General features: G+C 60.9%; 13 protein-coding genes. 2 read left to right on the forward strand and 11 right to left on the reverse strand.

Going from position 1 to position 14,396, the window contains the following annotated elements; genetic code table 11:
* Positions 1-78: 78 nt before the first annotated feature.
* The 11 genes from K328_RS0115215 to K328_RS0115265 form a co-directional block, all read right to left on the reverse strand.
* Entirely contained in the window at positions 79-1,476 is a 1,398-nt protein-coding gene (locus K328_RS0115215; RefSeq protein ID WP_028466707.1) for a TRAP transporter large permease, read from the reverse strand.
* Positions 1,469-1,963: a TRAP transporter small permease gene (locus K328_RS0115220; protein ID WP_028466708.1), complete on the reverse strand. Its 495-nt coding sequence runs from the start codon at positions 1,961-1,963 to the stop codon at positions 1,469-1,471. The genes K328_RS0115215 and K328_RS0115220 overlap by 8 nt, the downstream gene beginning before the upstream one ends.
* Before the next feature lie 68 nt (positions 1,964-2,031).
* The gene (locus K328_RS0115225; RefSeq protein WP_028466709.1) at positions 2,032-3,063 is read right to left on the reverse strand and encodes a TRAP transporter substrate-binding protein; all 1,032 of its coding nucleotides are present in this window, start codon (positions 3,061-3,063) and stop codon (positions 2,032-2,034) included.
* A 355-nt stretch (positions 3,064-3,418) separates the two neighbouring features.
* Positions 3,419-5,434 (reverse strand): tripartite tricarboxylate transporter permease, encoded by a 2,016-nt coding sequence (locus K328_RS0115230; protein WP_028466710.1) that lies wholly within the window; start codon positions 5,432-5,434, stop codon positions 3,419-3,421.
* Positions 5,435-5,507: 73 nt separating this feature from the next.
* Entirely contained in the window at positions 5,508-6,611 is a 1,104-nt protein-coding gene (locus K328_RS0115235; protein ID WP_036554560.1) for a type 2 periplasmic-binding domain-containing protein, read from the reverse strand.
* Positions 6,612-6,924: 313 nt separating this feature from the next.
* Positions 6,925-7,470, reverse strand: coding sequence for a hypothetical protein (locus K328_RS0115240; protein ID WP_028466712.1), 546 nt, complete (start codon positions 7,468-7,470; stop codon positions 6,925-6,927).
* A gap of 173 nt (positions 7,471-7,643) precedes the next feature.
* Positions 7,644-8,528, reverse strand: a complete 885-nt coding sequence (locus tag K328_RS24275; RefSeq protein WP_036554562.1) for a DUF1932 domain-containing protein — start codon at positions 8,526-8,528, stop codon at positions 7,644-7,646.
* 33 nt (positions 8,529-8,561) lie between these two features.
* Entirely contained in the window at positions 8,562-9,617 is a 1,056-nt protein-coding gene (locus tag K328_RS0115250; RefSeq protein WP_028466713.1) for a 4-oxalomesaconate tautomerase, read from the reverse strand.
* Complete coding sequence (locus K328_RS0115255) at positions 9,610-10,281, reverse strand: 4-carboxy-4-hydroxy-2-oxoadipate aldolase/oxaloacetate decarboxylase (RefSeq protein WP_028466714.1); 672 nt, start codon at positions 10,279-10,281, stop codon at positions 9,610-9,612. Before K328_RS0115255 ends, K328_RS0115250 begins: the two co-directional genes overlap by 8 nt.
* Positions 10,281-11,243, reverse strand: a complete 963-nt coding sequence (locus K328_RS0115260) for a catechol 2,3-dioxygenase (protein ID WP_028466715.1) — start codon at positions 11,241-11,243, stop codon at positions 10,281-10,283. Before K328_RS0115260 ends, K328_RS0115255 begins: the two co-directional genes overlap by 1 nt.
* A 2-nt stretch (positions 11,244-11,245) precedes the next feature.
* Positions 11,246-11,980, reverse strand: coding sequence for a PIG-L deacetylase family protein (locus tag K328_RS0115265; RefSeq protein ID WP_028466716.1), 735 nt, complete (start codon positions 11,978-11,980; stop codon positions 11,246-11,248).
* A 130-nt stretch (positions 11,981-12,110) separates the two neighbouring features.
* Here K328_RS0115265 and K328_RS0115270 point away from each other — a divergent pair, with 130 nt between their 5' ends.
* A complete protein-coding gene (locus K328_RS0115270) occupies positions 12,111-13,358 on the forward strand; it encodes a LysR family transcriptional regulator (RefSeq protein WP_028466717.1) in 1,248 nt (415 codons plus the stop codon).
* 288 nt (positions 13,359-13,646) lie between these two features.
* Positions 13,647-14,393 (forward strand): substrate-binding periplasmic protein, encoded by a 747-nt coding sequence (locus K328_RS24280; protein ID WP_051284961.1) that lies wholly within the window; start codon positions 13,647-13,649, stop codon positions 14,391-14,393.
* Positions 14,394-14,396 lie beyond the last annotated feature (3 nt).

The following is a 14,396-nucleotide window of genomic DNA, read 5'->3' on the forward strand; positions in this document are numbered from 1 at the left end:
TGCGTTTCCTCATTCGTTTCTTGATTTGATAGGGCGCGGCCAATTCTGTGCCGGACCTGTCAGTAACCCCTTGAGCAATCAGCCTCCGGACAATGCGTGAGGCAGGAACAGGCAGAGACCGGGCAGCAGAAGCAGGATGACAATCCGGACAATCTCGATGCCAAAGAACGGCATCACACCGGCGAAGATTTCTCCCATCCGGATGCCGCGCGCCATCGTCGCGATGATGAAGACATTGAGTCCGACCGGTGGCGTGATCAGGCCGAGTTCGACAACGACCAGCGCGACAATGCCGAACCAGATTTTCAGATCCTCGAGGCCGAGCCCGTAGGCGGCCGTGGCGGCGGTCGCGTAGTCCCCGCCATTGACTTCCACCAGGGCTGGCCAGAAGAACGGCACCACGACCAGGATCATGGCCAGTGAGTCCATGAAGCAGCCAAGCACGATGAGCATCATCAGCAACAGGACCATCAATACCCACGGATCGACACCGCTATCCGTCGCCCAGCTCGCCATCGCCGCCGGCAATCCGGCGCGGGCAAAGAAGCCTTTCAGGACCTCGGCGCCGAACAGGATGAAATAGATCATGCCGCTGGTGACGGCCGTATCGAGGACGGAGGACTTGATGCCCGTGAGAGATAGCCCGGCATCTTTGCTCTTAAACCGGAGCGCGAGACCATAGAGCAGGATTGCCATTGCGCCGACGGCGGCGGCCGGTGTCGGGGTGAAGAGGCCGATCCCGAGACCGAGAATGATGGAGCCGAAAATCAATACGACCGGAACGAGGCGGAGCAGGGCGCGCCTCTTTTCGGTCGGAGTCATGACGGCGACCTGAGGCGCCAGGTCCGGTTTCAGGCGGACCATCACAGCGATCACCAGGATGAAGAAGAGCACCGCCAGCAGGCCGGGAATGATCGCCGCCTGGAACATCTGGATGATGGATGCCTCGACGATGATGGCGTAGATCACCAGGGCGACGGAGGGAGGGATCAGGATGCCGAGCGTTCCGCCGGCGGCCAGAGTTCCCGTTGCAAGTTTCGGCGCGTAGCGCAGCCGTTCGAGTTCCGGCAGGGCCACGCGGCCCATCGTCGATGCGGTCGCCAATGAGGAGCCGCAGACCGCGCCGAACCCGGCGCAGGCGCCGATCGCCGCCATGGCGACGCCGCCGCGGAAATGCCCGACCAGCGCGTTGAAGCCCTGAAAAAGATCACGGCTCAGCTTCGAGTGACTGGCGAGATAGCCCATCAGGATGAAGAGCGGCACGACCGAAAGGGAGTAATTGGCGACGGTCCCCCAGAGCAGGGTCTTGAACTGGGCGAGATAGGGCTCGAACCGCAGGTAGGGCGCGATGATCGAGAGCGCGAAATTGCCGCCGACGCCGACCATGATCATGGCGAGGCCAACGGGAACCCGGAAGACAAGAAGGACGAAGAGGATGGCAAAGCCGATCAGGCCGATTGTTTCGCGATCAAGCATCTTCGAACCCCTTGATGGCCTGAAATCCGGCCGTCAGGGCCCATAAGAACAAGGAAACGATACCGGGTACATAGAAGGGCCATTCCGACCAGCCCAGAACCGGCGACAAGGCGTTGTCCGCATATGTTTCCAGCATTCCGAGGATCATCCAGTATAGCAGCGACAACGCCAGAAGGGTGATGATGACGAGCCAGAGACGGTCAAGGAGACGAACGAAAGCGGCTGGAAAGGAGGAGGCGAAAAGATCGACCACCACATGGCCGCGGCGCAGCTGGCAATAGGGGAAGAACATCAGGGCGGCGCAGGAAATGGCGAGGCGCACGAAGTCCTCATATCCCGGCAGGCCGGACACGTTAGCGTCGAACATGCGGGCAATACGATCCAGGCCGAAGGCCCCGACATTGACCGATGTGACGATCATGATTGCAAAAACCAGCACGCCTCCGAGGAGGGCCCAGTTTGAGGCCAGCCGGTCGATCAGTTTCACCGCGCGATTCTCCAGAATGCCGGCGGGACGCCGAGGGCGTCCCGCCGTTCATGGTACGGGAAGTCTTATCAGTTGGAGTGGCTGGCGACGGACGCTTTGGCGGCCTTGACCAGAGCATCGGCGTCGATGCCGGCTTTACCGGCTTCCTCGACCCACTTCGCCGTGACCGCTCCGCCCAGCTTGGCAAAGGCATCGGTTGCGGCCTGATCGAGTTCCTTCACCGGGGAGCCGGTCTTCTTCTGAAGCATCTGACCAGGGGCCTCGATTTCATCCCAGAGCGCGCCTGCCTGTCCGGCGATGGCCATACCGGAATTCGCATCGATAATCGCCTTGAGGTCCGCCGGAAGGCTGTCGTAGCGGTCCTTGTTCATGGCGAACAGGAAGACAGAAGTGCCGAAGCGGCTGCCATTGGCACCGACGACGGAACATTTGGTCAGCTCATGCACCTTGAAGGGCGGAACGATCTCGAACGGGATCAGGGCGCCGTCGACGACGCCTTTCGAAAGGGCCTGCGGCAGCGCAGGTACCGGCATGCCGACAGGTTCGGCACCCCAGGCGGAAATCATCCAGCCACCGGTCCGCGACGGCGTGCGGAGCTTCATGCCCTTGAGATCCTGGGCGCCATCAATACAGCCGTTCACGAGATGGATTGCCTGCCCAGCATGAACGTGAACCAGAAGCGGTTTGATGTCTTTGAAGTCATCGGCGATCAGGCCGAAATTGTCCTGAATGGCCAGGGTCGTCGCCTTGGCAGAACCGCCATGGACGTCCGGCAGCTCGAAGACCTCACTACGGGGAAAGACGCCCGGCGTATAGCCGGTCAGGGTCCAGACGATGTCGGCCGCGCCATCACGCAGCTGTCGATAGAGCTCCGGCGGTTTGCCGCCGAGGGTCATGGACGGAAAGATCTCGATCTTGATGCGTCCGTTCGACTCAGCCTCGATTTTCCGCGCCCAGGGCTCAAGGAACTTGGCGTGCGGCGGAGCTTTCGGGCTGAGGAAATGGGACATTGTCAGGGTCACTTCGGCAGCTTGCGCCACGACCGAAGTGGAGAGCAGGGCCGCCGCTGCGATGGCGGTCTTTACGATATTGAGTTTCATTGTCACCTCCCAGATGATCTACCGGCTCAGGACCGGCTTGGAATTCGCTCTTAAGTGAACCGTGCGATTTTCCCACGTTTCTATAATTATTCTAATTTTCGAGCCGTGGTTATTAAAATCCGGCCAATCTCCAACAAATTCCGGTCATTCGGAGCCAGCTCACGGGCTCGTTCATGCTCCGGAAGGTATCAGCGAAGTCCCGGTCACCGAAATTCAAACGTTGCGTAGCCTATTCAAAAATCGAATATGGCGGCGCACCAAAACCCGTTGCCAGCTGCGGGCGACGAGAGTCTTTCGGAAAGGCTGCCGGATTCCGAAATACCCGAAACCATCTGCTTGAAAGCTTTCGAGTCGGCTAGGCGAACGGCCAAGGCAAACGAACCATGTCTTGCAGCAAGCCGGGCGGAAAATCCCTGTTCAGGGAATAGGCCATGACGCAGATCAGGAGGATCCCCGCTCCACTGAGAAGGAGAACCCGAGGCCATTTGAGCCGGGCCCGGATCGCGAGGAACGCCACAAGGAAGATTGCCAGCGCCAGTATGAAGCCGAACAGACTGGACAGCACCAGAAGGCCGGCGAACCAGGCAAGCGTGCCCCAGAGCCCGGCGCCCGTGTGATCCTCGTTCCCGGCCGCCTCCCTGTCCGCGAAGACGGCATCCGTTTCCGGCGAACGCATCATCTGGATGAACAACAGCAGGCAGCAGACCAGCGTGATGGACGAAATGGTCAACGGGAAGATCTTGTCGCTGATCAGGTCGATGCTGAGCGCGTCGACCCAGGCGACGGCAAGATAGGCGGTGACGGCCAGCAGGAAGATCATCGGTGCCCGTTTCTTGCCGGTCTTGACGGCGCCTTCGGGCAGGATTTGCTTCGCCTGGCGAATGCCGATCACGACGGAAAGCACGGTGAGCGCGAGGATGACCAGCACGATCGGTGAGGCGATATAGCTGAAACCCTGTTCCAGCCCGACCCGGAATTTCGCCCCGGCCACCTGATTGGCCATGTTGGTGAAATTCTCGGTCTGGTGAGAGAGCACGAAGCCGATCAGGAAGGCTGGCCGGGACCAGTCGAACCGGCGCAGCAGGATACCGAGCAGGCCGACGGCAAACAGGCTGACGAGGTCGCCCAGATCCTGACGGGACTGGAAGGCCGCGAAGGCGATCATCATGAACAGGAAAGGGGCGAGCAAGGTGAAGCGGATCGTGGTCAGCCGGGCGATGGTGCCGGACAGCATGATGCAGAGCCCGGCGCCGATGACATTTGCCAGGGCGAGCGACCACATGATCGTGTAGGTGATGTCGAGCTCGTACTGGATCAGCTGCGGGCCGGCGTCGTAGCCGAGCAGGCCGAGACCGCCGAGGAAGATGGCCATCGAGCCACTGCCGGGAATACCGAAGATGATGGTCGGCACCAACCCGCCGCCTTCCTTGGCGTTGTTAGAGGATTCCGGGCCGATCACGCCGCGGATATCGCCGGAGCCGAATTTGGATTTGTCCTTGGAAGACTGGACGGTGTGACCGTAGGCGATCCAGTCGACGACAGAGCCGCCAAGCCCCGGAATGATGCCGACGATCACGCCGATCACGGAACAGCGCACCGACAGCCAGATGTTCTTCCACCAGTCGCGCACGCCGGCTGCCCATCCGGCGCCGAGGCTATCCGATCCGGCAATTGGCCGGTCGTGCCGCAGCAGGCCGATGATTTCGGGAATGGCGAAGGTGCCGAGGCCAACGATGACCAGGCTCAGGCCATCGATCAGATACGGCACATCGTAGGTCGACATCCTGAGGCTGCCGCCCGCACCGGCCTCGCCGATGGTGCCGACCATCAGGCCGAGCCCCGCCGCCGCGATACCCTTCAGCGGCACGCGTCCGGCAAGCGTTGCCACTACGGACAGGCCGAGAACGGTGATCATCAGCATTTCGGGCAAACCGAAAGCGAGCACGATCGGCCGGGCGACCAGGATAAAGACAGTGAGTACAGCGGCGCCAAGCAATCCGCCGAACAGTGAGGAGGCAAAAGCCGCCGACAGTGCCCGCGCCGCTTCGCCTTTCTTGGCCAGAGGGAAGCCGTCCAGCACAGTTGCCTGACTGGCGGAGGAGCCGGGGATTCCCATCAATACGCTGGCGAAAGTGTCCGAAGTCGGGATCACAGCGATCAGCCCGACCATCAGGGCGAGGCCCGAGACCGGGTCCATGCCGAAGATGAACGGCAAGACCATGGACAGCCCGGCGATGCCGCCGAGCCCCGGGAAAACGCCAACGGACAGGCCGAGCACAACGCCCAGGATCAGAAAGCCGATCTGCTCCGGATGCAGAATCAAGGCAAAGGCGTCCCCGAGAGCGGGCAGCGCCGTTGAAATCAGGTCCATGTCCAAGTCCCTGGAGAAATAAGGTTGAAGCGCCCCCGGACGCATTGGTCCGGGGGCGCTTCCATAAGCCTGATCAGTTCAGCTTCACGCCGTAGCGTTCATTCAACCAGCTCTTCACGAAGGCTTTCGCTTTCGGATCGACCTGGGTGCCGAGCTTCAGTGTCGCTTCCGCCTGCTTCCCTGTCAGCTGCGGATAGATCCCGAGGCGGGCTTCCGACAGCTTCTTGAAGTCGGGCCGTGCGATCACCGCCTCGAAGGCTTTCTGATAGGTGTCGAGGGCTTCCTGCGGAGCACCCTGCGGCAGGAACACCATCTTTTGCGCCGGGAAACCGGCAATGAAAAAGGCTTTCCAGGCTTCCCACGCATCGCCGGATGTTTCGCATGCCGCCGTCGCTGCACAGACTTCCTTGAAGGTCGGCATGTCCGGGAAGGTCGGATCGCGGACGATGTCGCCATTGGCGTCGAGGACGCCCCAGCTCATCATCGGCACGGCCTTGCCGTCCTTGACCAGCGGCACCACGGCTTTCAGATAGGCCGGGGATGTCTGGTAGTCGATATTGGCTTCGCCACGCTCGAACATCAGCCTGCCTGCGCCGCGGCCCTTGATGCCGAATACCGGCTCCACCTTCATGCCGAGCATTTCCCAAGCCAGCAGCGGCACCAGATCGAGCCGTGTCGCACCCTGGGAGCCCCAGATGAAATTGATGTCCTTCAGGTCGTCCGCATCGCCGTCGAATTTCTTGGCGATATCCGGTGGCAGATAGGCAACGCCGCCGACGCCGGAGGCGAGCACGACGTTCCAGTCGTTGTAGTCATAGCGGACACGCGGATCGTCGAGCATGTAGGGAAACTGCGTCGAGCCCGAAGAGCCGAAGATCGTGGTTCCGTCATCGTATCTCTGTTTCTGGAACCAGTTCGCGCCCTTCGTAGAGCCGGCGCCAGGCATATACTTGACGGCCACGGTCGGCTTGCCCGGCAGGGCTTCGCTCAGCAGTGGCGCATAGAAGTTTGCCCATTTCGCGGAGCCGCCCGACTCCGAGAAGGGGATGACGAAATTGACTGTTTTTCCGCTGAGATCGAGGTCGGCGGCGTCGGCCGCTTGCCCCTGCGCGAAGGCGCCGAGTGTTGCGACGGCCGCACCCGCGGCAATAGTTCGCAACTGTGTTTTCCAAGCCATCAATCTTCCTCCCTGAATTTTTGTATACAATTTGTCGCAGCAAATTTCCGCATCCGATGACTCCGCTTCTTCGACAGGAGTTCATCCGCCATCACGCGATGCGGCACTCATTGACGCGAGTTTTCACAGATGGCAAGTGTTGTTCAAATTCAATACCGGCCATAGCGATAAGTTTTATGCATTGCATGCCGCAGAGCAACGCTTGGCCAAGTTGCACGCAAATGGACAAGGCGCTGAAATTTCTTCGGAATCAAGGTTGGGCAGGAAGGCAGATGGCATCGGGCGCGGTACGCCCGATGCGGCGTAGAGGTGCTTAGCCGCGCTGCTTCTGGAGCAGGTCGACGATCGCGTCAATCAGGCGGATGACGGCTTTCTGGGCCATGTCGCTCTCGCCGCCGGAGGATGGCTGGGTGAGCGGCACGACAGACATGGCAGATGCGCTCCAGACTTTCACCGGCAGGGACGATCCGATCCGGTTCAGCGCCGCGCGCTGGGCGTCCGACAGGCGGGTGAACATTTCCGCCGGGATGCGGGTCTGGAAGGACAGATCCACATGGATCGCGCAATGGCTGCCTGCCAGAGCAAAGGATTCATTGCTGATCAGCAGGACAGCGGCGAGCGGAGAGTCCGCGTTCTTGTCCAAACCGAGGCCGTTCAGTTTGGCCTCCAGATGATCCTGATAGGCCTCGATTTCCTTCTCGATGCGGCAGGTTTTCTTGGTTTTCGAGTCGTGGATCACGATCGACTCGCTGAAGCCGCCGAGCTCTTTAGCGATTGTTTCCATGGCGTGAGATTGCGCCGGAACCAAAAGACCAAGCGTGAGAAGGACGGCAGCGAGGAAGAGGCTAGCTCTGTTCATTGCTGAGGCTCCTTGCCAGATGAAATACTCAAAACCGACCGGGCGCGCCAAACGGTGCAACGTCCAGTTTGGTTAATATTAGAGCATTGAGCGGGAAATCTAACGGTATAAACCGATAGGTGGTGCGACAAATTAGCTATCCTTCGCTCTGATCTGCCGGAAGAGTTAATGGTCTAGCCGGAATTATCGAGCTTGTGCAGCACCTTCTCAGCGATTTCCCGATAGTCCTGATCGTCTTTCACCTCGTTTCCGAGGTTGAGCGTTCCCATGCGGTCTTGCCACGTGACGGTCGCGCTCGCCATGTCCGGTGAGAAACCGAGATCGGCGACGGTCTTGACCACTTCGCGCATCTCGGCGGCCCGGCGAATTCCGTGGGCGAGAGATCGCTCGAAATTGTATGCCGAGCGGGCGCGCCAATCGAAGTCCGGATTGCTCGCTTGCAGTGACGACAGGACCTCGTCGTCGACGCCCGCGCGCACGGCGGCGAGGACGCATTCGGCGGTCAGCGCTTCCATGCCTTTCATCATGATCGAGCGAATCATCTTGATCGAGGAGGCGGAGCCGACCGGACCGTCGACGACACGCGGCGACATCGGCAGCGCTTTCAGCAGAGGTTCGACCTCGGCGGCGTGTGGTCCTGCCAGCAGCAGGGGCGCAAGGTTCTGCAGCGGGTATACCGGTGCCATGACGGCGACATCAACATAGCGTGCACCGGCTGCCTCAATGACCTCGGCGGCATTTTTCTTCGTCGATGGGGCGCAGGAGTTCATGTCGAGCCAGAGTGCACCCGGCTTCAGATACTTGGCACAGGCTCCGGCGGCGATCGCCGCTTGGTCCGCCGTGACAACGCAGAAGACGAGGTCCGCGTCCTGCACGGCCTCGGCCGGGCTCATCCGTCCTGCGACGCCATGTTCCTGATAGCGGGACAGCAGGGTCGGGCGCTCGGCTTCGTCATCCGTCTTGATATCGAAGGCGCGGATATCGGGGACGTCCGTCCAGCCGCCGACAAAGGCCGTGGCGGCTTCGCCGAAGCCGATGAAAGTGATGCGTTGTGTCATGGTGCGTTTCCGTAGGAAGGGATTTTCAGTTTCTTATGGGAACACAATACCGTCGAAAAGCTTCCGGGCGGTCCGTAAAATTCCGGAGGCGATAACGCTTCCCGTCTCATCCGTCTCTGCAATGACCGTCGTCTCCCCGATCGGGTGCTCGATCGGCATGCTCTTGCGGGCGCCTTCCGGGATCACTGCCATCTCCGAGCCGACCGCGCCTTCGATGAGGCAGGCAGTGGCGACGCTGACCGCGCCGAGCACACCGATGGAGGCGTGGCAGCGATGCGGGATGAAGGTGCGTGTCGAGATCGCGCCGCCGGACTGCGGTGGAGACAGCATGGTCATCTTCGGCACGGATTTGTCGGTGACGTCGCCGAGATTCATCAGCGGGCCGGCTTGCAGCCGGATCGCCTCCAGCCGTGCCTTCAGAGTGTCATTGGCTTCCAGCTCTTCCCGCGTTTCGGTCCCGGAAATGCCGAGATCCACCGCACGCAGGATCACGCAAGGCATGCCGTTATCGATCAGGGTGGCTTCCGTTCCATCGATCATATCGGCGGCATTGCCGGTCGGCAGCAGGGCGCCGCAGGTACTCCCCGCAGTGTCGCGGAAGGTGATCTCGACCGGGCTCGCGGTGCCCGGCACGCCGTCGATCCGGGCGTTGCCGTCATAGCGGACCTGCCCGCCCGGCGTCTCGATCACGGCGACTGCGGTCTGATCAGTATTTTCCATGAAGATCGTCACCGGCGTCTTGCCGTCCCGCGCGGGTACGAGCCCCCGCTCGATGGCGAAACCGCCGATACCGGCCAGGATATTGCCGCAGTTCTGGGCGTCCGTGACGATGGCCTGATCGACGAAGACCTGCAGGAACAGATAATTGACATCGATCCCCGGACGCTCTGACGGTTTCACCACGGCGATCTTTGAGGTCAGCGGATCGGCGCCGCCAAGCCCGTCGATCTGTCGTGGGTCGGGCGAGCCCATGATCCGGAGCAGCAACCGGTCTCGCTCGGCCGTATCGGCCGGCAGATCGGGAGCGAGAAAATAGCCGCCCTTCGATGTTCCGCCCCGCATCCACATGGCGCGGATGCCGTCAGACATATTTCAGGCCCTTTTCAGCCAGCTTGCCGCGCATGTCGTACATGTCGAGGCCGAGCACGCCGCTTGCGAGCTTCTGCCGTTTCTCTTCCTCGAGCGCGATCCGGGCGCGGGTTTTTTCCAGCACCTCGGCCGCTTCCTCGCGACGGACCACGCAGACCCCGTCATCGTCGGCAACGATGACGTCACCCGGATTGACCTGAGCCCCGGCGCAGACCACGGGCACGTTCACCGAGCCGAGTGTCTCCTTCACCGTGCCCTGGGCGCCGATGGCCTTGGACCAGACAGGGAAGCCCATCTCGGTCAAGTCGCGCACGTCCCGGACCCCGGCATCAAGCACCATGCCTACGGCACCGCGGGCTTTCGCGGAGGTGGCCAGCAGATCGCCGAAATATCCCGCGTCGGACGGCGAGGTGGTGGCCATCACCATCACGTCGCCCGGCTGCAGCTGCTCGATGGCGACATGGATCATCCAGTTGTCGCAGGGCGGGGCCAGAATGGTGACCGCCGAGGCGCCGATGGCGGCACCGGAATAGATCGGCCGCATATAGGAAGCGAGCAGCCCCTTGCGGCCCTGCGCCTCATGCACGGAGGCAACCCCGCATTCGCCGAGAGCCTTGATGATCGCGGGATCGGCCCGCTCGATATTCTGGACGACGACGGCCATCAGTGACTTCCTTCTGCAACAGGCGGTGTTCCGTGGGTGTGGAACGACGGGATTGTTTTCAGGCCCCAGGCCTGTCCCTTTTTACGATCGGTTTCCGTCCAGGTGACGGTCTCCCAGTCCGGCGCCAGGATCAGGCGGGCGCCGGCATTGGCGACCTCGACGCGGTTGCCGGCGGGCTCGTAGACGTACAGGAAGAAGGTGCCCTGAACCGCGTGTTTGTGCGGGCCGGTTTCGATGTAGACGCCGTTTTCCAGGAAGATATCGGCGGCGCGCAGGATCTCCTCGCGCTGGTCGACCGCGTAAGTCACATGATGGAATCGGCCTTTGACCCCGGTATGATCCTGCGTATAGGCGATGTCGTAAGTCTTGTTGTTCACCGTGAACCAGCACCCGGCAAGGGTGCCGCTGTCGAGCATGATCTGCTCGGTAACGCGGGAGCCGAGAGCTTGCTGCATGAAGTCCCGGATCGCTTCGACATTTGTCGCCAGCAGGTTCAAATGGTCCAGCCTGCGGACGCCGACACCGCGCCCGTGGAAGCGCTGGGCGATATTCTTCAGCGCCGACTTTTCCTCCGGCGGAGCGATATACTTGTTCGTGTCGTAATAGAGCTCGAAGATATGGCCGTCCGGGTCGGTGAAGCGGTAAGCCCGGCCATGGCCGGGATCGCCTTCGACCCAGCCGATACCGCAGCCCATCTCCTTGATCACCCTGACCCGCCGCTCCAGCGCTTCGGGAGAGCTTGTCCGGTAGCCGATATGGCCGACGCCGGTAGTGTCGGAGCGCGTAAGTTTCAGTGTGTGGAACTCGTAATCGTCAAAAGCGCGGAGATAGACGGAGTCCGCGTCCCGGCCGCTCTCGGTCAGACCGTATATGTTCACGAAGAAGTTCAGGCTTTCCTCGAACTTGTCCGTAAGCAGTTCGACATGGCCGAGATGGGCGACGTCAAAACAGGGCTCGCTCATGATTACAACTCGTCAACGGTGCGCGGGAAGACCGACTGGAAACCCTCGGCATAGCGTGCCGGTCGCCCGCCGGACTGACCGCCGGAATTGCGCCGGAAATGGTTGCCCCGATTTTCCGCCACGTTGGTGTAATAGTCCCAGAGGTGCTCCTGGCCTTCCATGCACTCGATGGCGGCCCGCTTCTTGTCCCAGACATCGGTGATGTCGAGGAACGTGTCCGGCTTCCAGCCCATCTGCTCGGTCTGGTGCGGCTCGAACAGGTAGAGCTGCGGCGCGCCGAGCACCTTTTCGCCCGGATTATGGCCCCAGGCCTGCGCGATCATCCGCGCTTCGAGGGCAATGCTGGTCGTGTACATATGGTCGGTATTGTATTGGTCATATTGCGAGTGGGACATCATGAAGCTCGGCTGCACCTCGCGGATGATGTCGACCAGCTTGTACTTGTCGTCGCGCTCCAGAATCAGCGGATAGTCGCCGAGATCCATGAACTGGATATCGTGCACGCCGAGGGCTACTGCGGCATTCTCCGCCTCGATCCGGCGCGCGGCCTTGACCTTCTCCAGCGTCATGCCGCTTTCTTTCCAGAGCTTGGCGGACTCGCCGCGTTCTCCGTAGGACAGGCAGACGACGGTGACGTCGTAACCGAGGGTCTGATGCTTCGCGATTGCGCCGCCCGCGCGCCAGACAAAGTCTGCCGCATGGGCGCTGATGACCAGCGCGGTCTTGTTTCCTGCCATTTCTCGCCTCTCAACTGGGAAATTCCCCCAACTATGATCCGCGTATGCGGATCATCCAATTTCAAACGGCGCCAAGCTGTATAAGATTTATGCATACTGATTTCCCGGCATATAAAAGGCTGACCGTCTCATGGACGTTAATCGCATCAACATTCGCCATCTGAGGGCCTTTTGCGAAGTTTCCGCGCTCGGCAGCATCAGTGGCGCAGCGCGCCGGGTTCACCTCTCTCAACCCGCCGTAACGCAGGCGATTGCCAAAATTGAAATGCAGGTTGGCGTGGCGCTGTTCGAACGGACAACCGAGGGCTTGCTGCTGACCGAGCCAGGAGAGCTGTTCCGTCTGCGGGCCGAACGGGCGATCCAGCATATTGAAGAAGGGACAGGGCCGGCCGTGCGCCGGGGGGCAAAACCGGCAAGCGGACCGAACGGCGGGTCAGCTGGCGTGGTCGGGCGACGGATCACGGCCGCCCAATTGCGTGCGCTTCTGGCGGTGGCGAAGACCGGCAGCTTCTCACGGGCCGCGCGTCTGATCGGCATGTCCCAGTCGGCGCTCTACCGCATGGCCCGGAGCCTAGAGAAGGATGCCGGGATCGCGCTCTTCGAGGTGGTCTCGCGCGGGGTTGTGCTGACCCGGGCGGCCGACCGGCTGGCCCGGCACGCGGCCCTTGCCTTCGAAGAGCTGGAGCAGGCGCTGGAGGATATCGCGGCATGGAGTGGTCGGGATACCGCGCGGGTCCGGATCGGCACCCTGCCGCTCGCCCGGACCTATCTGTTGCCGCGCGCCATCAACGCCTTCCTCGATGAACGCCCGGATGCCTATCTGAGCGTTGTGGACGGCCCATATGACACCCTGGTCGATGCCTTGCGCTATGGCGAGATCGATATGCTGATCGGTGCCCTGAGAGCGCCGGAAGGGGTCGCGGATATCGAACAGCAGGCGCTTTTCGAGGACCGGCTGGCGCTGGTGGCGCGGCCGGGCCATCCGCTGGCAGCACGTACAGAGATCACGCTGGAAGATCTGTCGAATTTCAGCTGGATCGTGCCGCGCCCCGGCGCGCCGACCCGAAGCAATTTTGACAGGATGTTTGAGGATCGCCCCGAACTGCGTCCGACAAATGTCGTTGAGGCCAGCTCTCTTATCCTGATCCGGGGCATTCTGACGGACAGTGATGCCGTGGCTTTGATCTCGGCCCATCAGGTCTGGCATGAGCAATCGCTCGATATTCTGACACAGCTGAATTTTCGTGCGCCTTCGGCGCCCCGACAGATTGGCTTGGCTATTCGCCGCAACTGGCGACCGACCGCATCGCAAAAACGGATGATCGAGCTCCTTGTTGAGACCGGTACCGAGATCGCGAGCCGTTACCCTGGGCCTTAATGAGAGGTTTTCCTGCGTATTGTTCAGGGAAGTCTGTGTTGGATGGTAAGACTCTGATTTTTCGCAAATTATTCGAGATTTGAGCTTGTTTTCTACTGATTTTCGTAACTCGAAGTAGCAGTGCTGGTTGAACAGGGTGGTGTGCAAATAAATGCTAATGGTTGATTGAATGGTGCGCTATGCGCATCCTGTAGCCGAATCAGCCAAGGAGGATCAGCGCGCCACGCATCGGCGAAATTGCGGCAATTCGGCTGCGCGATCAAAGATTGAAAGGGAAGCCGAGTGAACATGGCAAAGAGTTTCTTTCGGGTGGCGCTGCCGGCATTCATTGCTCTGGTTTTCTGTTTCTCCGAACAGGGGCTTGCGGAAGCGGAAAAAATTCGGTTCAGCGCCTCGGTAGGAATGCCTTTCTCGAATGACGAGAACACGGGCTTCGAGGACCGGCTGACCAAGGAAATGTTCCGCCGCATCGGACGTGACGTTGAGGTTCGGTTCGTGCCTGCAGAGCGTGCGTTGATCAATCTCAACGATGGACTTGACGACGGTGCGCTGGGAAGGGTGAAGGGAGTCCTCAAAAACTTCCCGGGAATAGTTGAAATTCCCGAAGAGGCGTTTGTGCGCGATTTTGTGGTCTTCACGCGCAATGCCCGTTTTGTTCCCAGCGACTGGACAAGTCTCGCTCCCTACAATGTGGGCTATGTCAACGGATGGAAGATCCTCGAGCGGAATGTCAGGGACGCGAAATCGGTGGTTCTGGCGGCTGATGGTCCGCAATTGTTCGAGCTCCTCGATCGTGGGCGGGTCGATCTCGTCATCTATAATCGCTGGGGCGGACTGCAGCAGGTCCGGGATATGGGGCTCCGGGGAATTCATCTCCTCGAACCACCGCTTGCGCGGGCACCGCACTATTTTGTCTTGAATGTCAGGCACAGGGACCTTGCGGAGCCGGCTGCCCGGGCATTGCGGGACATGAAGGCGGACGGAAGTTACCAGAAGATTTTCGAGGAAACACTGGCACATCTGGCCCGGCAATAGGTT

This window comes from Nisaea denitrificans DSM 18348 (genome assembly GCF_000426505.1).
Lineage (GTDB): Bacteria > Pseudomonadota > Alphaproteobacteria > Thalassobaculales > Thalassobaculaceae > Nisaea > Nisaea denitrificans.